Raw genomic sequence first — 22,404 nt, forward strand, 5'->3', positions numbered from 1 at the left:
TCGTGTGGCGGTGTCGCGGATCGAGCGGGCGGGCTCAGTTGGTCTCACCGGCGCAGTCCCGCGCCGTGATGCCCTTTTCCTTGGCGAACTGGGCCGCCGACGCCTCGATCAGCGGGCGCACCATGGACTGGTCCGACTTGATCCAGTCGGAGATCATCGTCCATTTGGCGCCGTCCCACTGCTGGAAGCGGATGGCGCCGTCGCCCTCGTGGTCGGCGCAGGTGACCTTGATCTCCGGCATCAGACCTTCAAGGCCCAATTCCTTGATGCGCTCGCTGGTCATCACCAGATGCTCGAGGCCCCAGCGCACCTCGTCTCCGGTGAGCGGACGGTTGCCGAACTTCTTCATGGCGGTGCGCATGGCTTCCGTCACCGCTACGCCGTGGAGCACGCCGCGCACATAGTAGACCGAGCCGATGCGGTTCTCCTCCACATTGCCGGCGCCCTTGGCATAGACGTATTTCTTGATGTCCTCGAACACCGGATAGTTCGGCCCGGTGGCGTGGAACTGGGCGGTGATGAAGCCCTTGGCCGCATCGCCCGCAGGCGTCACGTCCTCCTCCGAGCCCGACCACCACCACCCGATGATGCGGTCGCGGGCAATGCCGGCGCGGGCGGCTTCCTTGATGCCGGTGGGGGTGGCGGCACCCCAGCCGCGGAACAGCACCCAGTCCGGACGATACTGGCGCACCTGCAGCCACACGGCGCGCTGGTCGAGGCCGGGCGGCGTGATGGGGAAGGTGGTCACCTCGAAGCCGTAGCGCTTGGCCTGGGCGTCGAGGATGGCCTGGGTCTCCCGGCCAGCAGCGAAATCCATCACCACGTTGGCGATGCGCTTGCCCTTCAGCTTCTCAAGGCCGCCCTCGCGCTCGGCGATGTAGCGGATGGTGGCGGTGTTCTCGCTCCAGTAATTGGAGATCAGCGGGAAGAAATACGGGAACACCCGCCCGTCGGAGGAATCCGTGCGCCCGTAGCCGATGGTGACCGAGGGGATCTTGTCCGCCGTCATGCGGTCGATGAGGGCGTAGACGCCGCCCGTCCCGGAAGGCGTGAAAGCCGCGGCGCCGGTGGGACCCTTGGCCTTCTGCCGCTCGTAGCACTCGATCATGCGGTCGGGCTGATAGCCGGTCTCGCACTCCTCATAGACGAGCTTCACCCCGTTCACGCCGCCGTCGCGGGCGTTCACCAGCGCCAGATAGTCCGCATAGGCGCCATAGATGCCCGAGCCGCCCGGCGCGTAGGGGCCGGTGCGGTAGATGGCGATGGGCACGAACTGCTCCATCGCCTTGCCCGCGCCGGGGGCCGGCGACTGGGCCGCGGCGGGCAGAGATGCAGCGGCGGCAAAGGCCGCGACGCCGAGGGCACAGGCGAACGCAAGAGTCGGCACGCGACGCGTACCAGGGCTTCGAGACATTGGCGCTTCCTCCCGAGGCCGGGGTTTGGTCCGGCATTTTTGATATGATGATCGGACCATAAATCGAAGAGCGATTGATCGTCAATAGATTTGCGGCAGGCCACGAAATGCGGGAAAAAGCGTTATAATATCTATATTAAGATGCGATATAACGCTGTATTCGCTGCACTGCGGCGACGAATTTCCACTTGACCAAATAATTTCAGTCGGACAATTTTGGTCCGACAAAATGTCCCAACCCCGGTGCCTCATGGTCGAAGCCGAACCCACGCCCCCTGGTCTGCCGTCGCCGTCTCCAGACGGGGGCGCTGCGTCGGCCGTGGTCCTGGGGCGGCAGCCCTTGGCGCCGCCGCCGGGCGTTGCCCTGCGCAGCCGCGCGGAGGGCCGGGTGCTCGACTGGGACGCGGTGGCCATCCATCTTGCGGACCACGGCATCGCGCTGGATCGCGCCTTCGCGCCGCGCCAGTTCGCGGGCGGGCTCGCCAACCTCAACTTCCTGGCCCGAGTGGACGGCGGCTGGGCAGTGCTGCGCCGTCCTCCGGACGGTCCTCTGCCCCCCGGCGCTCACGACATGGCGCGCGAGCATCGCATCCTCTCGACCCTCTGGCGGGAACTGCCGCTGGCGCCCCGCAGCCTGCATCTGTGCGTCGATGCCGGGGTCGCCGGCGCGCCGTTCCAGCTCCTCGAATTCCGCAACGGCATCGCCCTGCGCGGCGACAGCCTCGCCCCCCTCCCGGCCACGGCGCAGACGGGCGCCGCCGTCTCGCGCCTGCTGGTGGAGACGCTTGCGGCCATCCATGCGGTGGACCCCAAACGGGTGGGCCTCGACACCCTCGGCCGGCCCGCCGGCTTTTTCGCCCGCACCGCCGCGGGTTGGATCGGCCGGGCCGAACGGGTGGCGAAGGGGGCGCTCTCACCTGCCGCCAGCGCCGTAGCCGCATGGCTCGCCGCTGCCGAGGTGGCGGATGCAACGGCGCCGACATTGCTGCACAACGACTTCAAGCTCGACAACGTGCTGCTTGATCCCGCGACCCTCGCGCCCGTCGCCGTGGTGGACTGGGACATGGGCACCCGCGGCGACCCGCTGTTCGACCTCGCAACCCTGCTCAGCTACTGGACCGAGCCGGGTGATCCCGCCTGCATGCACCAGCTGGCGCAGATGCCCACGGCCCATCCCGGCTTCCTGACCCGCGCGGAGGCGGCGCAGGCCTACGCCCGCGCCACCGAGCGGGACCTCAGGCAGCTCAAGCCCTACCGGGTGCTCACCATGCTGAAGCTCGGCGTGGTGTTCCACCAGCTCCACGCCCGGCACCTCGCCGGCGAGACGGCGGACCCGCGCTATGCCGGCTTCGGCCAGCTCGCCGAAGCGCTGTTCGACTTCACCCTCGATATCGTCAACGACAAGACATTCTGAGGCGACGCCCCATGGACTTTGCGCTTCCCCAAGAGCTCGCTGCGCTGGAGGCCCGCACATCGGCCTTCGTGCGAGAGGAGATCCTGCCCTTCGAGACCGACCCCCGCCGCACCGCCCATGGCCCCACCGACGACCTGCGCCGCGAGCTGGTGGCCAAGGCGCGCGCCGCCGGCCTGCTGAGCCCCCATGTGGCGCGGGAATGGGGCGGGCTCGGCCTCTCCCACCTCGGCAAAGCGGTGGTGTTCGAGGCGGCGGGCTATTCCATGCTCGGCCCGGTGGCGCTCAACATCGCCGCGCCGGACGAGGGCAACATGCACCTCCTCGCCGAGGTGGCGAGCCCGGCGCAGAACGCGCGTTTCCTCGCGCCCATGGCGGTGGGCGAGACCCGCTCCTGCTTCCTGATGACCGAGCCCCATCCGGGCGCCGGCGCCGACCCCTCCCTCATGAAGACCACAGCGGTGAGGGAGGGCGACCACTTCGTCGTCAACGGCGTGAAATGGCTCATCACCGGCGCCGAGGGCGCTGCCTTCGCCATCGTCATGGCACGGACCGTCGTGGACGGGCGGGACGTGGGCGCCACCATGTTCCTCACCGATCTGCCGGCGGCAGGCTTCCGCATCGCCCGCGCGCTCGACACGCTGGACAGCTCCTTCACCGGCGGCCACGCGGAAGTGGCGCTGGAGAATTTGCGCGTTCCCGCGTCCGACGTGCTCGGCGCCGTGGGCGAGGGCTTCCGCTATGCCCAGGCGCGGCTGGTGCCGGCGCGGCTCACCCACTGCATGCGCTGGCTGGGCGCGGCGCGGCGTGCCCATGACATCGCCACCGACTATGCGTCGCGGCGCGAGGCGTTCGGCGGCACGCTGCTGTCCCACGAGGGCCTCGGCTTCATGCTGGCCGACAACGAGATCGACCTGCACACCACCCGCCTCGCCATCCGCCACGCCGCATGGCTGCTGGACCAGGGCCAGAAGGCGAACGTGGAAAGCTCCATGGTCAAGGTGTTCGCCTCCGAAGCCATCTTCCGCATCGTGGACCGCTCGCTCCAGGTGCTGGGCGGCCTCGGCATGACGCGCGATACGGAGGTGGAGCGCATCTTCCGCGACGTGCGCGGATTCCGCATCTACGACGGCCCGTCCGAGGTCCACCGCTGGAACATCGCCCGCCGGCTCGCCCGTGGCGCGGCCGTGAAGGCCATGCCGGAAGGGAGAGCCGCGTGATGGGCCTCGCCCTTCCCCTGCCCCTTCCCGCGTCCATGCCCGGTCTTGCCGGCAAGATCGTCATCGTCACCGGGGGCGGTCGGGGCCTCGGCCGCGCCGTAGCGGAGGGCTTTGCCGCCGCCGGCGCCCATGTGGTGCTCACCGGCCGCAGCGCCGGGACGCTGGCCGAGGCCGCCGCCGCGATCGCCACCCACGGCGGATCGGCCGAGGGCATCGCCGCCGACGTGGCCAGCGAGGCGGACGTCGAGGCGCTGGCCCGCGCGGTGGTGGAGCGCCATGGCCGCATCGACGTGCTCGTCAACAATGCCGGCATCAATCCCTGGTACAAGACCGCCGAGGATACGAGCCTCGACGAGTGGCGGCAGGTGGTGGAGACCAACCTCACCGGCGTGTTCCTCGCCGCCCGCGCGGCAGGCCGAGTGATGCTGGCCCAGGGCGAAGGCGCCATCGTCAACATCACTTCCGTCGCCGGCCGGGTGGGGCTGGCGCGGACCACCGCCTATTGCGCCGCCAAGGGCGGGGTGGAGCTGATGACCCGCCAGCTCGCCCTCGAATGGGCGAAGAAGGGCGTGCGGGTGAATGCGGTCGGCCCCGGCTATTTCGAAACCGAGCTGACCGAAGGCATGCGCCAGAACCCGAAGCTCGCCGAGCGCGTCACCGGCCGCACGCCCATGGGCCGCTTCGGTCATCCGCAGGAGCTGGTCGGCGCCTGCCTGTTCCTCGCCTCGCCCGCCGCCTCCTACATCACCGGCGCCTCGCTGGCGGTGGACGGCGGCTGGACCGCCGCCTGATCCGAAAGACCAGATATATGAACGCGCTCACCCCCACCGGGGCCCCGCTCGCCCCCCCTTGGCCCTTGCCGGCCTCAAGGTGCTGGACCTCACCCGCCTGCTGCCGGGCGCATTCTGCTCGCTGATGCTGGCCGACCTCGGCGCCGACGTCCTCAAGATCGAGCAGCCCGAGGGCGGTGACTACAACCGCACCTTTCCGCCGCTGAACCGCGCGGAATCCGGCTCCTTCCTGCTGCTCAACCGCAACAAGAAGAGCCTGACGCTGAACCTCAAATCGGAAGACGGCCGGGCGATCCTGCTCAAGCTGGTGGCGGAAGCGGACGTGTTGCTGGAGGGCTTCCGCCCCGGCGTCATGGACCGCCTCGGCCTCGGCTACGAGACGCTGGCTGAGGTCAACCCGCGCCTCGTCTATTGCGCCATCTCCGGATACGGGCAGGATGGGCCGAGCCGGCTCAAGCCCGGCCACGATCTCAACTATCTGGCCGAGGCGGGCGCGCTGCAATTGTTCGGCAAGGCGGGCGAGGGCCCCATCGTGCCGGGCCTGTCCATCGCCGACGTGGGCGGTGGCTCGCTGATGGCGTCCACAGGCATCCTCGCCGCGCTGCTGGCGCGGGCGACCACAGGGCGCGGCCAGTTCGTGGACGTCTCCATGCACGACGGCGCCATGTCGTGGCTGTCCCTGCACGGGGCCGACCACCTCTTCGCGGGGATCGAGCCGAAGGGCGGCGAACGTCCCTTCATCGGGCAGGCGCCCTGCTACAACGTCTATGCCTGCGCCGACGGGAAGTACGTCGCCCTCGGCCTCATCGAGGAGCACTTCTGGCATCGCTTCTGCGACGCCGTCGGCCTTCCCGAGCTGAAGGACGAGCAATGGCCGCGGGGCGATCGGGAGACGGCGCAGAAGGCGACTCTCGCCGAGCTTTTCACCCGGAAGTCGCGTGATGAATGGGTGACGCAGCTCGAAGCCGCCGACATCCCCTTCGGCCCGGTCTTCTCCATGGCGGAGGCGTTCGATGACCCCCATGCCCGCCACCGCCAGATGCTGCTGTCCATGGAACATCCGGTGGAGGGCACCATTCCCCAGCTCGGCTTCCCGGTGAAATATTCCGGCACGCCCTGCACCCTGCGCACGCCCCCCCCACTGCTCGGCGAGCACAATGGCGAGGTACTGGCAGGCATCGGCTATTCGGAAGACGAGATCACCGCACTGAAGGCTGGCAAGGTGATCTAAGCAAGCGATCTGAAAGCAAGAGAGCGCAATGCTCCGGGAGGAAACCATGGCCCCCAACATGACCGATTATGCCGAGACGGTCCGCACCTTCCGCTGGAACGTGCCGGAGACGTTCAATTTCGGCGCCGACGTGGTGGATCATTTCGCCCGCACGGCGGACGCCCCGGCCCTCATCTGGGCCAATGCGGCGGGGGAGGAGCGGCGCTTTTCCTTCTCCGACATGTCCCGCCTCACCAATCGATTCGCCTCGGCGCTGGCGGCCCGCGGGGTCCGCAAAGGTGACCGGGTGCTGGTGATGCTGCCGCGCATTCCCGAATGGCAGGTGGCCATGGTGGGCTGCCTGAAGCTCGGAGCGGTGCCTATCCCCTCCATTGAGATGCTCACCGCCAAGGACATCGCCTATCGCGTGCGCCATGCGGGGGTGCGCGCTATCATCGCCCGTGCCGAGCATGCGGAGAAGTTCGCGGACGTGATGGGCGACGTGCCGGTGCGCCTTGCCCTTGGCGACGCGCCGGGCTTCGAGCCCCTGGCGGAGGCGCTGGCGGCGGGCGACAAGGCCTTCGCGCCGGTGGACGTGGCGACGGACGACCCAGCCGTCCTCTATTACACCTCCGGCTCCACCGGGCAGCCGAAGGGCGTGCTCCATGCCGCCAGAAGCCTCTATGCGTGGCGCGGCTCGGCCATCCATTGGCTGGACCTCAGGCAGGGCGACACCATCTGGTGCACCGCCGATACCGGCTGGAGCAAGGCCGGCACCTCCATCCTGTTCGGGCCGTGGAGCTGCGGCGCCGCGAGCTTCTTCTATGACGGGCCATTCGACCCGAAGCAGCGCCTGCGGCTGCTGGAAAAATATGGTGTGACCGTCTATTGCGCGCCGGGCACCGAGCTGTTCCGCGTGGTGGATGCCGGCGTTCACGAGCACGACCTCTCGCGCCTGCGCCACACCGTCTCCTCCGGCGAGACGCTCAACCCGGCAGTGGCGGCGCGCTGGCAGAAGGCCACCGGCATCCCCATCCTCGAAGCCTACGGCCAGACCGAGACGCTGATGACGCTGCTCAACTATCCCTGTGTGCCGACGCGGGAGGGCTCCATGGGCAAGCCGCTGCCGGGGCTCGACCTCGCCATCATCGACGACACGGGCCGCCGCCTGCCGCCAGGGACGGAGGGCGACATCGCCCTCCTCACCCCGAACCCGCAGATGATGCTCGGCTATCTGGACGAGCCCGAACGGACCGCCGCCGCGTATGTGGAGGGGCCGGAGGGGCGCTGGTTCGTCACCGGCGACCTCGGCATGGTGGATGCGGACGGCTATTTCTACCATCGCGGCCGCAATGACGATGTGATCAATTCCGCAGGCTACCGCATCGGCCCGTCCGAGGTGGAGAATGCGCTGCTCGACCATCCGGCGGTGCAGGAATGCGCGGCGGTCGCGGCCCCCCACGACGAGCGGGGCGAGATCGTGAAAGCCTTCGTGGTGCTGCGCGCCGGCTTCATCGGGGACGCCGCTTTGGTGGCCGCCTTGCAGGATCACGTGAAGCGTGTCACCGCTCCCTACAAATATCCCCGCGCCATAGAATTCCTCGGCGAGCTGCCGAAGACCATGACCGGGAAGGTGCAACGCAAGGTGCTGCGCGACCTGGAGAAGGCCCGCGCGGCCGAGAGGACGGTCCCAGATGTCGCTCGCGCTTGACCCGGTGCTGGTGGAGCCCGCCTTCCGCCTCGTGGCCCGCACCATCGAGGACAAGATCCTGTCGGGCGAGATCGCGCCGGGGGACCTGCTGCCCTCCGAGGCGGGGCTCGCGGAGAAGCTGGGCGTCAACCGCTCCACCATCCGCGAGGCGATCCGCGTGCTGGAGCAGAACGGCTTCGTGAAGCGTGAGGCGGGGCGCAAGAAGCTCTACGCCTCCATCCCCCATTCCGGCGACATCTCGAAGCGCCTCACCGCCGCCATGGTGCTGCACCAGGTGACGTTCGAGGAATTGTGGGAGGCCATGTATGCCCTTGAGCCGGCGGCGGCCGCCTCCGCCGCCCACCGCAGCGATGCGGAGGATGTCCAGGATCTGGAGCGGAACCTCGAAGCCACGCGCAAGGCGCTGAAAGATTCCACCAGCCTGACCGAGCTGGACATCGAGTTTCACGATCTCGTCGCCCGCGCCACCCGCAACCGCGCCATCCAGATGGCGCGCATGCCGATCTCCGAGCTGTTCTACCCGCCCTTCCTGAAGGTGATGTCCCGCCTCAATGCCGGCGAGCGCCTGCTGGTGGCCCACGAGGCCATCCACTCCGCCATCCGCGACCATGACGAGAAACGCGCGCGGGAGTGGATGGAGAAGCACATCCTCGATTTCAAGCGGGGCTACGAGCTCGCCAACCTCGACATGGCAACCCCCGTGGACATGCCCGAAAAATGAATGCCCCCCTTTCCCCACCCGCCGCCGCGGACCGCGCCGCGACCACCGCCGAGGAGGCCATCCGCTCCCGCCGCTCGGTGCGCGCCTTCCTGCCGACGCCGGTCGAGGACGCGACCATCGCGCGCATCCTGGAGCTGGCGGCCCGCGCCCCCTCCGGCACCAATATCCAGCCCTGGCGGGTGCAGGTGCTTCGGGGCGAGCCGCTCGCCGTCTTGACGCGGGAGCTCCACGCCCTGTCCCTCGCCGGTGATCCGGGAACGGAGGAGTTCGCCTATTATCCGCGCCGGTGGCGCGAGCCCTATCTATCCCGGCGCCGCAAGGTGGGCTGGGACCTCTACGGATCGCTCGGCATCGCCAAGGGCGACACCGAGCGCATGCGCCGCCAGCATGCCCGCAACTTCCTGTTCTTCGACGCGCCCGTGGGCCTGATCTTCACCATGGACCGGGACATGGAGCGCGGCTCCTGGCTCGACTATGGCATGTTCCTTCAGAACATCATGATCGCCGCCCGCGGCTTCGGCCTCGACACCTGCCCGCAGGCCGCCTTCAATGCCTATGGGGCGGTGATCGCCAAGCGTCTTGCCATTCCCGAGACACGGATGATCGTGTGCGGCATGGCGCTCGGATATGCGGACGCCGCCGCGCCGGAGAACCGCTTCGACACCGAGCGCGAGCCGCTGGAGGGCTTCGTGCGCTTCGTCGACGCGCTCGCCTGACCGACGGGCCCGCGGCCCGACCCTACCTCGCGCCTCCGTCGCGCGCGCAGCCCCGGCTGCGCGAAGGATGGCGCACGTCGCAACCCCAAACAGGACATGTCCCACATGGATCTCACCGGCACGCTCGCCATCGTCACCGGCGCCGCTTCCGGCCTCGGCAACGCCACCGCCCGCCTGCTGGCAGAAAGGGGCGCCCGGCTTGCCTTGATCGACCTTCGGGAAGAAGGCATGGCAAACCTCTCCCAGGAGAGCGGAGGGCTTTCCATTTCTTGCGATGTCGCCGACGCATCGGCTTCGGAAGCGGCATTCGCCCGCATCCTTGCGGTTTGCGGCGTTCCGCGGATGTTGGTCAATTGCGCTGGGATCGCGCCGGGCGCGCGCATCGTTGATCGCGGCGGGCCTGGCTCTCTCGTGGAATTTGAGCGCATCGTGCGCATCAACCTGATCGGCACCTACAACTGGCTGCGCCTCGCTGCGGCCGCCATGACAGGCAACGTGCCGGACGCCGAAGGCCAGCGTGGCGTCATCATCAACACAGCCTCCATCGCCGCCTATGAAGGGCAGATCGGTCAGGCGGCCTACGCCGCCTCGAAGGGCGGTGTCGCGTCGCTGACGCTTCCGGCGGCACGCGAACTGGCGCGCCACGGCATCCGCGTCGCAGCCATCGCTCCCGGCCTGTTCGCCACTCCCATGGTGGAGGCGATGACACAGGAGGTGCAGGATCGCGTCTTTGACGTCATTCCATTTCCGAAGCGCCCCGGCCGACCCGACGAGTTCGCCCGGATGGTCCTCAGCATCATCGCCAATCCCATGGCGAACGGCTCGGTATTCCGCCTCGATGCCGGATTGAGGATGCAAGCCCGGTGACATCTGCTCTTATGAAACAATATGCAGATTGAAGCCGGAGCCGATGTTCCGGACATAGCCCGATGTGACGGGCGGTGCGCGGAAGCAGGTTTACCGCGCATGGTCAGTTCGACCGGTGCGCGGAATCGCCGTCGACGGGCTGGTTGATGTCGAAATTGGCCAGCTCATAGCCGCGGCGGAAGTCCATGATGTGCTTTTCCATCCACAAGGTGGCGTGCCGTGGATCGTGCCTGCGGATGCCCTCGAATATCTCGGTGTGGGCGGCGAGCATGCGATCCTTCGCATTGAGGCGGGACATCACGCGATAGAAGGCCGGATAGAAGAATTGCCCGATCGGCTCGCGCGCCAGCAAGAGCGCGCGGTTTCGTGATGCCTTGGCGATGATGTAGTGGAACTCGATATCCAGCGCCACGAGCTCGGCTTCATGTTCGAGGCAGCGGCTGGTCGCTGTGAGATTCGTCTCGAGCAGGGCTATTTCTTCAGCGCTGGCGCGCTCGGCGGCAAGTTCTGCGGCGCGGACCTCGAGCGGCAGCATGATTTCCCACAGTTCAAGGAAGGTGATCTCGTGCAGGATCATCGCACGGGTCATTTGGTGCGCCAGGTCCTTTTCCTGGGGGACGCTGATGACCAGGCGACGTGCGCTCTTGCGGAAGACGAGACCGCTCTGCTCGAGGACGCGGATCGCCTCGCGCACGGTCGAGCGGTTGACTCCGAGCTGCTTTGCCAGCTGCAACTCCGACGGCAGTTGCTGGCCTGTCTTGAAGACGCCGCCGAGGATGCGCTTCTCGATGGACGACGCGACGAGCTGATAGGTGGGCTGCGCCTCGACCCGCTCCAAGGCGAAAGCGTCGTTCCGGGCCTGCCCCATGATGCTCATGTCCACACTCAAATTGCCGACAGTCGGTCTATTTACACCACTCCGCACCATAGTGACGCTGCCCTCAGGCGCCAACCTAAATCGATCAAATCTACCGATACCAGAATTTTATCATTATTTTACAAAAACTTATGAGAATCATTCCGAATTTTTCCTGGCATATCGTCTCCTAAAGCGCCTTCTGGACAGCGGATTTGCGACCCGCTATAGACCGATAGTCCGACCATAAATAGATCGAGTCCTCCTGGCCGCATTGCCCGCTGAGATGACGCCAACGGTCAGCAGGCACATCGAGTGCTTCTACGATTATATATTTATCGTAGGTATTTAGATGAAACAGGCTGGGTGACCCGCGCTTCGGACAACCGGAGGAAACCCCATGCGCAAGACCTGTCGAGCCGCAAAGTTCGATGCCAAACCTCTCGATTCGGAGGAGCCTATTGCGGCAATATCGTCCATCCCTTCACGCCGAGCCCTTCTTGCCAATGCCGTCTGCGCGATCGGAAGCGTCGGTGTGATGGGGGCGGGGACTGCCCGTGCCGCCACCACGAATGAAACGGCGGACGCGCGCTATGAACGCGGGATGCAGATGCTCAAGCGCATCGGCGGCGAGGGCTACGACATTCCCGTCAAACGCCTCGCGGAGGTGGCCCCGGATCTCGCGCGCTTTACCGTCGAGTATCCTTACGGCGACGTCCTGTGCCGCCCCGGCCTCGACCTGACGAGCCGCCAGATCTGCACGGTTTCGGCCCTGATCGCCAATGGCAGCGCCCAGCCACAGCTCAAGTATCATATGAACGGCTTCCTGAACGTCGGGGGAAAGCCGCGGGAACTCGCCGAGCTGATGTTCGTGGCCATCGCCATCTGCGGCTATACTTCGGCGATAAACGGCGTCGGCCTGCTCCGCGAGATTTTCAAAGAACGCAACATCGCCTTCGAGGCGATCCCCCCCGTCGCCGACGACGGCACACGCCGGTACGAACGCGGCATGGCAACCCTCATGGCCTGGTCGCAGAAGGGGCCTGACGCGGTGACCGGACCGCTTCAGAAGGTGTCCCCGGAACTCGCCCAGTGGGTGGTGGAGGTCGCTTATGGCGACCTGTTGTCGAGAGAGGGCCTCAGCCACCAGACGCGAGACCTCGCGATTGTGTCGATGCTCACCTCCGCGGGAAACCGCGCCGATGCGCTCAGATTCCATATCGAAGCCGCACTGCGCCACGGCCTCACCAAGGAACAGTTGATCGAGGCCATCACCCAGCTGAGCATCTATGCGGGATTTCCCGCGGCGCTCAATGCCTTCGCGGTGGCCAACGCGACGTTCAAGGACTGGAACGGCGCAGTCGCTGCCGGGCCGGCGCCTGCCGCCGTGGCGCAATCGGAGAGCCGCGAGGCCCGCCGCAAGCGCGGATCGGAAGTGCTGTCCAGGACATCGGCCGCGGCGGGCGAGGCGGTGGTGCGCAGCTTTGCCGACATTGCTCCGGACATCGGCACGATGATCGTCGAGAATGCCTATGGCGACGTCTTCGCCCGCAACCAGATCTCCTCGAAGACGCGCGAGCTGACCGCCTGTGCCGCGCTGGCGGCCGTTGGCAGCAAGACAATGGAAACGCCGCTTCGCGTCCATGTGAACGCCGCGCTCACCGCCGGCGCGAGCCGCGAGGAGATCAACGAGGCGCTCCTCAACCTCGTGCCCTATTTCGGCTACCCGGTGGTGCAGCAGGCGATCCGCATCGCCGGCGAGGAGATCGCCAAGCGACCCACCTGAAAACAAGGTCGGCCAGCCCAACGCAGGGGCTGGCCGACCTGCTGCTCGCAGCCGCGATCCTTCAGGCACCGCAATGTTCCTGGTCACATCTTTTGTGGCTTCGGATGCCGTACGCCCGCACACCCCGGCCCCGGCACTACAGGCGCCGTGCGGCAGCCGAGACTTGAGAACACTTCTTCCGTGGAAGCGCGGGGCTTTGCAGGGGCCGGCACGGGCCGGCGACGCGGCGATCAGCCGTTTTCCGGCTTGTTACGCTTACTCAAAGAAAGTTACCCAATGGCACTTCCAACCAAACTCCTCATCAATGGACAACTTCTTGACGGCTGCGGGCTGCTGAGCGTCGTCGACCCCTCGACCGGCGAGCCGTTCGTCGAAGTCCCGCGCGCGTCGCAGGCACAGATGGAAGCGGCGATCGCTGCAGCGAGGGCCGCCCAGCTCGCCTGGGGTGCGACCCCCTTGTTCACGCGTCGTGAGCGTCTGGCACGCTTCGCCGACGCCGTGGCGCAGAATGCCGACGAACTCGCCCGCACCCTGGTGATGGAGCAGGGCAAGCCCCTGGACCAGGCCCACGCCGAGATCAGCTATGCGGAGTTCTTTCTCCGCCATTTCGCCACGGCGGATCTGCCTGTCGAAATCGTGCAGGACGACGAGGCACTTCGGGTCGAAGTTCATCATCGTCCGCTGGGCGTGGTTGCCGGGATCACGCCCTGGAACTTTCCCGTGCTCATCGCTGCCTACAAGCTCGGCCCCTCGTTGATGCTCGGGAACAGCTTCATCCTCAAGCCAGCTCCGACCACACCTGTGACCTCGTTGATGCTCGGCGCGCTGGCGCGCGATATCTTCCCTCCGGGCGTAGTCAACGTCGTCACGGATGCCAACGACCTCGGCGCATTGCTCACGACCCATCCGGGCGTGGCGAAGATCTCCTTCACCGGCTCAACGCCCACCGGGCGCAAGGTGATGGCGAGCGCCGCGTCGACCTTGAAGCGGATCACGCTTGAGCTCGGCGGGAATGATGCCGCCATCGTCCTCGACGACGTGGACGTCGCTGCCGTGGCGCCGAAGATATTCGCCGGCGCCTTCCTCAATGCCGGGCAGGTCTGCATCGCCATCAAGCGGCTCTACGTCCACGATCGCGTCTATGACGCTCTCTGCGGCGCACTGGCGGCGCAGGCCGAAACCGCGGTCTTGGGGAACGGCCTCGACGCCGGCACCTCGATGGGACCGTTGCAGAACGCCGCGCAGTATGCCAAGGCGCAACATCTTCTCGACGTGGCGGCGAACGACGGAACGATCGTCGTAGGCGGCATTGAGGCACGCAACGGCGGCTACTTCGTTCGACCGACCATCGTGCGCGACATTGCCGATGGCAGCGAGTTGGTCGACGAAGAGCAGTTCGCGCCGATCCTTCCCATCGTGCGGTTCGATGACATCGACGACGTCGTGCGCCGTGCCAACGCCTCGCCCTATGGTCTGGGAGGGTCCGTCTGGTCCGGCGACGTCGATCGCGCCTATGAACTGGCGCAGCGGATCGAGAGCGGCACCGTGTGGATCAACCACCACCTCCATTTCGGGCCCCACATTCCCTTCGCCGGTGCCAAGCAATCGGGCTACGGCGTGGAGTTTTCCGAGGTCGGCCTCGCGGAATTCGGTCAGACGCACGTCATAAGCATCGCGAAATGAAGGCCTCCGGCGGGTGCGAGCATCCGCACGGCGGGGCCTCTAGCGAAGGTATGCCACGAACGCACGCCGCCGATCCACCGTTCGGCGCCCTGCGCCTGCCGGTCCATCCCGTTCAACCGCGCCAGCCGAAGGGCTGATCCATTTGCAGGACACGACAATGAGCTGCTGCACTGCGGGTTCGAAAACTCTTACCTTCGCATTGTTGGCTATGGGCATCGCCGCCGTCGTACATGCAGGCGGCACACCGGCCACCGCCGCGCCGGTTGCCGATGTGGATGGGCGGCGCATCATCGCCGCCGATTCCGAGCCCGGCAACTGGATGTCCCACGGGCGAACCTATTCGGAGCAGCGCTTCAGTCCGCTCAAGCGGATCACCGAGGCGAATGTCGCGAAACTGGGCCTCGCTTGGCATCACGACATCTACACCCGCACCGCCCGAGGGCTGGAGGCGACGCCTATCGTCGTGGACGGCGTGCTCTACACGTCGACCGCGTGGAGTCATGTGCTGGCGCTCGATGCCCGCACCGGCGCAAAGCTGTGGGAGTTCGATCCAGAGGTCGACGGGACCTATGCGGCCCGGGCGTGCTGCGACGTGGTGAATCGGGGGGTAGCGGTCTGGAAGGGCAAGGTGTTCATTGGCGCAATCGACGGGCGCCTGATCGCCCTCGATGCGACAACCGGCAAGAAAGTCTGGGAGACGCTGACCGTAGATCGCAGCAAGGACTACACCATCACCGGCGCCCCGCGAGTGGTGAAGGGAAAGGTGATCATTGGCAATGGCGGCGCAGAATTCGGGGTGCGCGGATATGTTTCCGCCTACGACGCCGAGACCGGCGCGATGGCGTGGCGCTTCTACACCGTTCCCGGCAATCCTGAGGACGGCTTCGAAAGTCCCATTCTCGAAATAGCCGCGAAAACTTGGGCCGGGGAATGGTGGAAATACGGAGGCGGCGGCACGGTATGGGATTCCATGGCCTACGACCCCGATCTCGACCTGCTCTATATCGGCGTCGGCAACGGTTCGACCTGGAACCGGAAGATTCGCAGCCAAGGAACGGGTGACAACCTGTTCCTGTCTTCGATCGTGGCATTGCGGCCGGACACAGGCGAATACGTTTGGCACTTTCAGACCACGCCGGGAGAGTCCTGGGACTATACCGCCACCCAGCACATGATACTTGCGGATTTGGTGATTGAGGGGCGTCCTCGAAAGGTTCTGATGCAGGCGCCGAAGAACGGCTTTTTCTACGTGCTTGACCGCGAGACCGGAGCGTTCATTTCCGGAAAGCCCTACATCGCACTGACGTGGGCGAAAGGGCTGGACCCGGCGGGCCGCCCGATCGTCGACCCGCAACAGCGCTATGAGGATACCGGCAAGCCGACGCTCGTCGTTCCCGGACCGCTCGGAGGCCACAATTGGCATCCCATGAGCTTCAATCCCCAGACCGGCCTCGTTTATATCCCCACACGAGACGCCGGTGCCGTCTATGCTCCCGCGGCACCTGACAACTACAGTCTTCGCCCTGGTGCTTGGCGCTTCGGTCTGGACATGACGGCGCTCACCTTGCCCGAGGACGCCAAGGAACGCATCCAGGCCGCCAAGGGTGTCAAGGGACGGCTCATCGCATGGGACCCCGTCCGGCAGGTGGAAAGGTGGGCCGTCGAGATGCCCATGATCTGGAATGGCGGTGTGGTATCCACTGCCGGCAACCTTGTGTTTGCGGGCAACGCGCAGGGCCTCTTCGTCGCCTACAGGGCCGACACCGGCGAAAAATTGTGGGAGTTTGCGGCCGGAACCGGCATCGTCGCGGCCCCTGTCACCTACGAGGTGGACGGTGAGCAGTATGTCACGGTCCTCGCCGGATGGGGCGGGGCGGTGCCGATTGTCTTTCCGGGCATTGTCGCCGATGCACCCTCCAACGGCACCAATCGCGTCCTGACGTTCAAGCTGGGGGGCTCGGCGCACTTGCCGGTCGCCGAAAAAGCCTCTTCCCCACTGGCTCCACCTCCGGCAATAGCCAATTCATCCGCTGTCGAAACGGGAAGGATTCTCTTTCAGGAGAATTGCTTCCGCTGTCATGGTGAGAGTGCGGTGGGCGGCCCGGTGCTGCCGGATCTCCGGCGCAGCGCCGCCATAGGCGACCCCGCCCTTTGGGGGCAGATTGTCCTTGGCGGAGCTCTTGCCTTCAACGGCATGGCGCCATTCGCAACTCAATTAAGCCAAGACGAAGTGGAGAAAATTCGATCCTACGTGATCAAGAGTACGCATCCGGCGTAGGCCGCAGTCAGGCAGCTACGGCTTGATCCTGATGGGGTGCCGCGGCCCAATTCCATGGCAGGAGTTCAGGCAGCCGGCTTTGGGGCATGTCGGCAATGCGGGCGAGGACGTCGGCGAGCCAGGCCTGCGGATCGACATCATTGAGCTTGGCGGTGGCGATCATCGTCAGCATGAAGGCACAGCGATCGGCGCCGCGCTTCGAACCGGCGAAGGTCCACGAGCGGCGGCCAAGGGCGATGCCGCGCAGGGCTCGCTCCGCAGCGTTGTTCGACAGGCAGATGCGCCCGTCGGTCGTGAAGCGGGCAAAGGCGTCCCACTTGGTCAGCATGTAGTCCATCGCCTTGGCGACGTCGGCGTGGCGCGACAGGCGCGCCCGTTCGGTGCGCATCCAGTTCTCGAAGTCGGCGAGGAGCGGCAGGGAGCGTTCGCGGCGGATCGCCAGACGCTCGGCGGCATGCAGACCGTTCGCCTCGCGCTCGATTGCGAACAGTGCATCGATGCGCTTGACCGCCTCCAGCGCCATCGGCGAGATCGACGCCGCGTTCTTTCCGCGCCGGGCATTCTTCGCGATGTCGGCGAGCTCGAAGAACTTCCGTTTGGCATGGCTCCAGCAAAGCGCCTGGATGAGCGGTCTGGGACTTCGATCCTCAGCATAGAGGCGACCATAGCCCGAGTAGGCATCGGCCTGGAGAATGCCAGTCCATCCCGCCAGATGCTCTTGGGGTTGCTCGGCCGTGCGGTCCGGGGAGGCATAGTATAGGGCCGCCGGCGGGCCCTGGCCGTCGAAGGGACGATCGTCGCGCACATAGGTCCAGATCCGGCCCGTCACGGTCTTCCCCTTGGCCAGGATCGGCACCGTCGTATCGTCGCCATGCAGGCGCTCGGCGGCGAGGACGTGGGCGGCAATGAGGTCGTGCAGCGGCTGAAGGACATGAGCGCAGGCGCCTACCTGGTCGGCCAGCGTCGACAGCGACAGCTCGATCCCCTCACGGGCATAGCGCTCCGACTGCCGGTTCAGCGGCTGGTGTTGTCCGAACTTGTCGAACAGGATCATCGCCAGGAGGTTGGGGCCGAGGAACCCTCGCGGGGTCGGGTGGAACGGTGCCGGCGCCTGGCTGATCCGTTCGCAGTCCCGGCAGGTGAACTTCTCGCGTACCGTCTGGATCACCTTCCACCGGCGGGGGATCGCCTCCAGCGTCTCAGTGACGTCCTCGCCAAGCTTGCGCAGGCGATCCGAGCCGCAGCAGGAGCATGCGGAGGGACCGGGTACCACGACGCGCTCGCGCGGCAGATGCTCGGGGAACGGCTTGCGGCCGCCGCGGCGACGGCGCTCGAAGGAGGCCACCGTCGTCGTCTTCACCGCGGCATGCTCTGCGGCGAGTTCGTCTTCGCTCAGAGCCGCCTCGGCGTCCTCAAGCTGCATCTCCAACTGATCGAGAAGTCGGGCCGTGCGCTCGGAGCGCGTGCCGTAGAGCTCGCGCTTCAGCTTCTCGATCCGCAGCGTCAGATGGGCGACGAGGGCTTCGATGCCGGAGGCCTTCGCCTTCGCATTGGCCGCATCCGCGAGAGCCTCGTCCCGCTCGATCTCGGCCAAGTCGGCACGCCGTTCCGATGCCGCCAGCGCGGCCTTCAGGGCGGTGATGTCTTCCGGCAGATCGGCCATGCACAGCGCTCGAAAGTCTCGTTCGCGACAGACAGATTCTGTCACGCAAGCCCTGCAATGCAAAGACTTTTGTGCGCTATCCCACCGCTTCCGGACGCCACGTCCTCTGCGGGTTCCTCCAGTCGATCCCGTCGAGCAGGCAGGCGAGATCCGTGTGGGTCAGAGCCACGACGCCGTCCTTGGCCGAGGGCCAGACGAAGCGTCCGCGCTCCAGCCTCTTGGCGTAAAGCGACAGCCCAACCCCGTCATGCCAGAGGATCTTCACCAGCGATCCGCTGCGGCCCCGAAAGACGAAGAGATCGCCACCGTTCGGATCGCGCTTCAACCCCTCCTGGACGAGGAGCGACAGACCCTGCATGCCCCGCCTCATGTCGGTGTGACCCATCGCGATCCAGACCCGCGCCCGCGACGGGATCATCGCAGCGCCCTCAGGACCGCAGCCGCCAGCGCCGGCGGCGTCGAGGCGGCAATCCGCAGCCGACTGCCACCCGGCAGGTCCACTACGATCGCCGTGTCATCGGCGGCCGCAAAGGGGTCGGACATAGCCCCAGGGGCCATCAGAACCGGAACGAAGGCCGGCTCCGGCTTTGTGGCAGGCTGCTCGGTGCGAAAGCTGCGCAGCCACGTCCCCAACTGGGAGCGCGAAATCCCGTGACGCCGCGCCGTCGCCGACACCAGACGCGGTGCCGACTGGCTCTCCATCACGATCCGGAGCTTCTCGTCTTCGCTCCAACGGCGACGACGACCCGTCTCCACGATCTCCAAACGCTCGAAGGCACTGTGCTTATGGACGTCCATACGCGCAGTCTCTTACCGCGCCGGTCAGTTCGAAAGGCGGTTTAGACCGTAGGCGTACGATCAAGAGGGCTGAAGACGAGGTCAAAAACCCATCAAGCAGCAATTGAATGGAACGTGGCCCGCTGATCGGCAGGGTCGACCGCACGCACCGGTACATATGCGCGTGGGGTCGGCAGCGCGAACCGCCTTTGGATTGATCAGACCCATTGGCCGACTCCACTGAGCACCCGTCGTAGCCATTGATACCCTGGATCTGCATCGTGTCGCGCATGCCAAGTCTGCACCACTCGGAATGAAGGAATATCGTGGCGGCGGGAAGTTGCCGGTGATGAGGGAGACCGATCACGAATTGCCGCGTGCTCTCGCCGGGATCGAACGCGCACCCGCCGAGCCGGACGCCCTCAACCTGATCGAGGATCGACCGCACGCTCGGCGCGATGTCGGCCCCGGCGTCGCCCCGGAGGGCCGTGCCTTGAGAATTTCCGCCTCGCCACCATCCCCTCGCCGAGGCGGCTGCGCCTCCATGCGGCATGAACCGATTGCGCTCCCCTCGAGCTGGCGGACAGCAATCTGACCGATTGCGACCGGATTCCCGGAAGCCTGCGCCGGTTCGGAATTCGAAGGCCGCCGGCTGCCGACGAAGGCTTCCGCTCTGCAGCCGAGCCGGGGCCGCCTCGCGGGCAGCGGGATGGACTGCACCGGCATCAGATGGTCGCCTAGAGCGTGCCGCTTCCGTTGGCACATTGCGGTGAGATGCTCACCAATCCACCTGTGACGCCAGCGCGCCATCGCCTAATATATTGATATTCAATGTATTTATATTCATCGCCATGCTACTTCTTTCGCCTTGAGTGGCCTACAATGGATCACTAGGCTTCTCACAGTCGACGTGAGGAGAGGTCAGGTGACCGAAGAACGTGCACCCGCCCAGGCCTCCAGCACCTCTTCGGTGCTGGAAGTTCCCAGTTCCACGCTGAAGGGGAACCAAGCCTACGAGAGTCTTCGCCGGGAGATCGTCTCCTGCCGCATTCTGCCCGGCACGCGCTTCACCGAGGCCGAGCTGATGGAGCGCCTCGAAATCGGCAAGGCGAGCTGCCGCATCGCCCTCCAGCGCCTCATCCAGGACGGCGTCGTCGCCTCCATGCCGCGCCACGGCTACCGGGTCACGCCCATCACCGTGAAGGACGTGGAGGAGGTGTTCGCGCTTCGCCTCGTGCTGGAGCCGGTGGCGGCGCGCGGCGCGGCGGGCCGGGTCAACCGCGCCCATCTGGAGCGGCTGGAGCAGGCCTGCCGGGTGAAGCTGACCACCGATGTGGGAAACCAGATCGACTTCTTCCTGGAAGCCAACCGCTCCTTCCACATGGCCATCGCCGAGGCGGCGGGCAACCAGCGCCTGTGCCGCACGCTCTCCGGCCTCCTGGACGAGATGACCCGCCTCGTGGCGCTCGGCTTCGGGGTGCAGGGCATCCGGCCCAACATCGACAGCGACCACAACCTTCTGATCGAGCATCTGGTTGCCGGCCATGCCGACGCCGCGGCGGAAGTGGCTCGGCGCCATGTGGAAACCTTCCGCGACATGACCATGGAGAAGGTGGTGGCGAGCCTGCGGGATTCCGCGGCGCTGCTGCCCGTGGGGCAGGCAACGGGCCTGCTCGTGCCGGCCGCAGGGGGGAGCGGTGAGCGTCGTCAGGCTCGAAAGCATCGGCAAGAGCTTCATGCGGCGCGATGGGGAGCAGCTTGAAGTGCTGCGCAACATCGACCTGGAAGTCCCCGAGCGCTCCATCGTCGCCCTCGTGGGCGCCTCCGGCTGCGGCAAGAGCACCCTGCTCAACATCATTGCCGGCCTGGTCCAGCCGGACCAGGGCAAGGTGCTGCTCAACGACGTGCCCTCGCGGGACTTCCGCGACTGGCGGACCATGGCCTACATGTTCCAGGAAGACCGCCTCTTCCCCTGGCGCACCACCGCGCAGAATGTTGGGCTCGGCCTTGAAGCTTTCGGCGTGCCCCGTGCGGAGCGGCGCGAGCGGGTGCGCAAGGTGCTGGAACTGGTGGGGCTGGAAAAGTTCGCGGATGCCTTTCCCCACGAACTGTCCGGCGGCATGCGCTCGCGCGCCGCGCTGGGCCGCAGCCTTGTCACCGCGCCGGCCATCCTGCTCATGGACGAGCCCTTCTCCAAGCTCGACCCCTCCATCCGCTCCCAGATGCACGACGAAGTCCTGCGGATCGCCGCCCTCAAGGGCATGACCGTGATCTTCGTCACCCATGATGTGGAGGAAGCGGTGGTGCTCGCCGACAAGATCGTGGTCCTGCACCCCCGCCCCGGCCGCGTCCGGGAGACCCGCACCGTCGCCTTGCCCTATCCGCGCAATCCGCTGTCTCCGGAAGTGGCGGAAGACGTGCGGCTCCTGCGGCTCAGCCTTTGAACGGAGCGCGCCTCATGACCCTTGCCCTCTCCGCCGCCCGGCGCACCGCCCAGCAGGCCCGTCAGGAGCGCCGGCTGCGGCTGATCCTCCTGCGGTTCATCCTCGTCGCAGCGTTCTTGCTGCTGTGGCAGCTGGCCTCCCTTGGCACGCCCGCCTTCATCCTGCCGAGTCCGGCACGGGTGTGGCACGCCTGGACCACACTGGTGGAAACGCCGAGCTTTTGGAACGATTTCGGCATCACCTTCTGGCGCATCACCGTCGGCTTCTCCATCGCAGCCGTGGTGGGGGCGGTGCTCGGCATCGTGCTTGGCGCGAGCCGGCTGCTCGGGGAGTTGTTCGAGCCCGTTCTGGTCATCATCAACACGGTCTCGTCCTCCATCTGGGCCATCTTCGCCCTGATCTGGTTCGGCCTGTCCAACTGGACCACCATCTTCGTGGTGTTCATGACCGCCATGCCCCTGATCCTGACCAATGTCTGGCAGGGTACGCGCACGGTGAACCGCGAATACGTGGAACTGGCCCAGACCTTTCGCATGTCGAAGGCGAAGGTGCTGACCAAGATTTACCTGCCCACCATCCTGCCCCTGTTCTTCGCCGGTGCGCGGCTCGCCTTCGGCTTCGGAGCCCGCGTGTCGATCGTGGCGGAGACCCTGGGAGCGTCCAGCGGCATCGGTTACCGGCTGCGGCAGGCGGCGGATCTGGTCCAGACCGATCAGGTCTTTGCCTGGACCTTGACCCTCGTAACTCTGATGATCGCGCTTGAATCCATCGTGTTAAAGCCCATCGAAAGGCACCTGTTCTCCTGGAGGGAGCGCCAATCCGCCTGAGTTCTACATTCTTCAAGCAACGCTGGCGT

At 66.3% G+C, this 22,404-nt stretch carries 19 protein-coding genes; 14 read left to right on the forward strand and 5 right to left on the reverse strand.

The window, feature by feature from the left end:
- Positions 1-34: 34 nt before the first annotated feature.
- A complete protein-coding gene (locus EZH22_RS02170; RefSeq protein WP_231711263.1) occupies positions 35-1,387 on the reverse strand; it encodes an ABC transporter substrate-binding protein in 1,353 nt (450 codons plus the stop codon).
- A gap of 367 nt (positions 1,388-1,754) precedes the next feature.
- On the opposite strand from EZH22_RS02170, the gene EZH22_RS02175 reads away from it, so the two are divergent.
- The 8 genes from EZH22_RS02175 to EZH22_RS02210 all read left to right on the forward strand — a co-directional run bounded on the left by EZH22_RS02175 (position 1,755) and on the right by EZH22_RS02210 (position 10,061).
- On the forward strand, positions 1,755-2,828 hold the full coding sequence (locus EZH22_RS02175) for a phosphotransferase family protein (RefSeq protein WP_203194176.1): 1,074 nt from the start codon (positions 1,755-1,757) through the stop codon (positions 2,826-2,828).
- A gap of 11 nt (positions 2,829-2,839) precedes the next feature.
- Positions 2,840-4,045 (forward strand): acyl-CoA dehydrogenase family protein, encoded by a 1,206-nt coding sequence (locus EZH22_RS02180; protein WP_203194177.1) that lies wholly within the window; start codon positions 2,840-2,842, stop codon positions 4,043-4,045.
- Positions 4,045-4,836: an SDR family NAD(P)-dependent oxidoreductase gene (locus EZH22_RS02185; protein ID WP_203194178.1), complete on the forward strand. Its 792-nt coding sequence runs from the start codon at positions 4,045-4,047 to the stop codon at positions 4,834-4,836. The genes EZH22_RS02180 and EZH22_RS02185 overlap by 1 nt, the downstream gene beginning before the upstream one ends.
- A gap of 58 nt (positions 4,837-4,894) precedes the next feature.
- Positions 4,895-6,067: a CaiB/BaiF CoA transferase family protein gene (locus EZH22_RS02190; RefSeq protein ID WP_203194179.1), complete on the forward strand. Its 1,173-nt coding sequence runs from the start codon at positions 4,895-4,897 to the stop codon at positions 6,065-6,067.
- A gap of 46 nt (positions 6,068-6,113) precedes the next feature.
- Positions 6,114-7,757 (forward strand): acyl-CoA synthetase, encoded by a 1,644-nt coding sequence (locus EZH22_RS02195; protein ID WP_231711264.1) that lies wholly within the window; start codon positions 6,114-6,116, stop codon positions 7,755-7,757.
- Complete coding sequence (locus EZH22_RS02200; RefSeq protein WP_203194180.1) at positions 7,741-8,478, forward strand: FadR/GntR family transcriptional regulator; 738 nt, start codon at positions 7,741-7,743, stop codon at positions 8,476-8,478. The genes EZH22_RS02195 and EZH22_RS02200 overlap by 17 nt, the downstream gene beginning before the upstream one ends.
- Complete coding sequence (locus EZH22_RS02205) at positions 8,475-9,194, forward strand: nitroreductase (protein ID WP_203194181.1); 720 nt, start codon at positions 8,475-8,477, stop codon at positions 9,192-9,194. The genes EZH22_RS02200 and EZH22_RS02205 overlap by 4 nt, the downstream gene beginning before the upstream one ends.
- A gap of 105 nt (positions 9,195-9,299) precedes the next feature.
- Positions 9,300-10,061: an SDR family NAD(P)-dependent oxidoreductase gene (locus EZH22_RS02210; RefSeq protein ID WP_203196337.1), complete on the forward strand. Its 762-nt coding sequence runs from the start codon at positions 9,300-9,302 to the stop codon at positions 10,059-10,061.
- Positions 10,062-10,164: 103 nt separating this feature from the next.
- On the opposite strand, the gene EZH22_RS02215 is transcribed toward EZH22_RS02210, so the two are convergent.
- The gene (locus EZH22_RS02215; RefSeq protein WP_203194182.1) at positions 10,165-10,938 is read right to left on the reverse strand and encodes a FadR/GntR family transcriptional regulator; all 774 of its coding nucleotides are present in this window, start codon (positions 10,936-10,938) and stop codon (positions 10,165-10,167) included.
- 583 nt (positions 10,939-11,521) lie between these two features.
- Between EZH22_RS02215 and EZH22_RS02220 the strand changes: the two genes are divergently transcribed.
- The 3 genes from EZH22_RS02220 (at position 11,522) to EZH22_RS02230 (ending at position 16,664) form a co-directional block, all read left to right on the forward strand.
- Positions 11,522-12,703: a carboxymuconolactone decarboxylase family protein gene (locus EZH22_RS02220; protein WP_203194183.1), complete on the forward strand. Its 1,182-nt coding sequence runs from the start codon at positions 11,522-11,524 to the stop codon at positions 12,701-12,703.
- Between the two features lie 276 nt (positions 12,704-12,979).
- A complete protein-coding gene (locus EZH22_RS02225) occupies positions 12,980-14,386 on the forward strand; it encodes an aldehyde dehydrogenase family protein (RefSeq protein ID WP_203194184.1) in 1,407 nt (468 codons plus the stop codon).
- Between the two features lie 208 nt (positions 14,387-14,594).
- Positions 14,595-16,664: a PQQ-dependent dehydrogenase, methanol/ethanol family gene (locus tag EZH22_RS02230; RefSeq protein ID WP_231711265.1), complete on the forward strand. Its 2,070-nt coding sequence runs from the start codon at positions 14,595-14,597 to the stop codon at positions 16,662-16,664.
- A 7-nt stretch (positions 16,665-16,671) separates the two neighbouring features.
- On the opposite strand, the gene tnpC is transcribed toward EZH22_RS02230, so the two are convergent.
- From tnpC to tnpA, 3 genes are all read right to left on the reverse strand, one after another.
- On the reverse strand, positions 16,672-18,327 hold the full coding sequence (gene tnpC, locus EZH22_RS02235; RefSeq protein WP_203192850.1) for an IS66 family transposase: 1,656 nt from the start codon (positions 18,325-18,327) through the stop codon (positions 16,672-16,674).
- Positions 18,328-18,403: 76 nt separating this feature from the next.
- Positions 18,404-18,685: an IS66 family insertion sequence element accessory protein TnpB gene (gene tnpB, locus EZH22_RS02240; protein ID WP_408647643.1), complete on the reverse strand. Its 282-nt coding sequence runs from the start codon at positions 18,683-18,685 to the stop codon at positions 18,404-18,406.
- A gap of 56 nt (positions 18,686-18,741) precedes the next feature.
- A complete protein-coding gene (tnpA, locus tag EZH22_RS02245; protein ID WP_132036247.1) occupies positions 18,742-19,125 on the reverse strand; it encodes an IS66-like element accessory protein TnpA in 384 nt (127 codons plus the stop codon).
- Positions 19,126-20,029: 904 nt separating this feature from the next.
- On the opposite strand from tnpA, the gene EZH22_RS02250 reads away from it, so the two are divergent.
- From EZH22_RS02250 to EZH22_RS02260, 3 genes are read left to right on the forward strand one after another with little or no spacing between them, the layout of a single operon-like run.
- Entirely contained in the window at positions 20,030-20,866 is an 837-nt protein-coding gene (locus tag EZH22_RS02250) for a GntR family transcriptional regulator (protein ID WP_231711266.1), read from the forward strand.
- Complete coding sequence (locus EZH22_RS02255) at positions 20,802-21,548, forward strand: ABC transporter ATP-binding protein (protein WP_203194186.1); 747 nt, start codon at positions 20,802-20,804, stop codon at positions 21,546-21,548. The genes EZH22_RS02250 and EZH22_RS02255 overlap by 65 nt, the downstream gene beginning before the upstream one ends.
- 14 nt (positions 21,549-21,562) lie before the next feature.
- A complete protein-coding gene (locus tag EZH22_RS02260; protein ID WP_203194187.1) occupies positions 21,563-22,375 on the forward strand; it encodes an ABC transporter permease in 813 nt (270 codons plus the stop codon).
- The last annotated feature ends 29 nt before the right edge of the window (positions 22,376-22,404 follow it).

This window comes from Xanthobacter dioxanivorans, assembly GCF_016807805.1.
Taxonomy (GTDB): domain Bacteria; phylum Pseudomonadota; class Alphaproteobacteria; order Rhizobiales; family Xanthobacteraceae; genus Xanthobacter; species Xanthobacter dioxanivorans.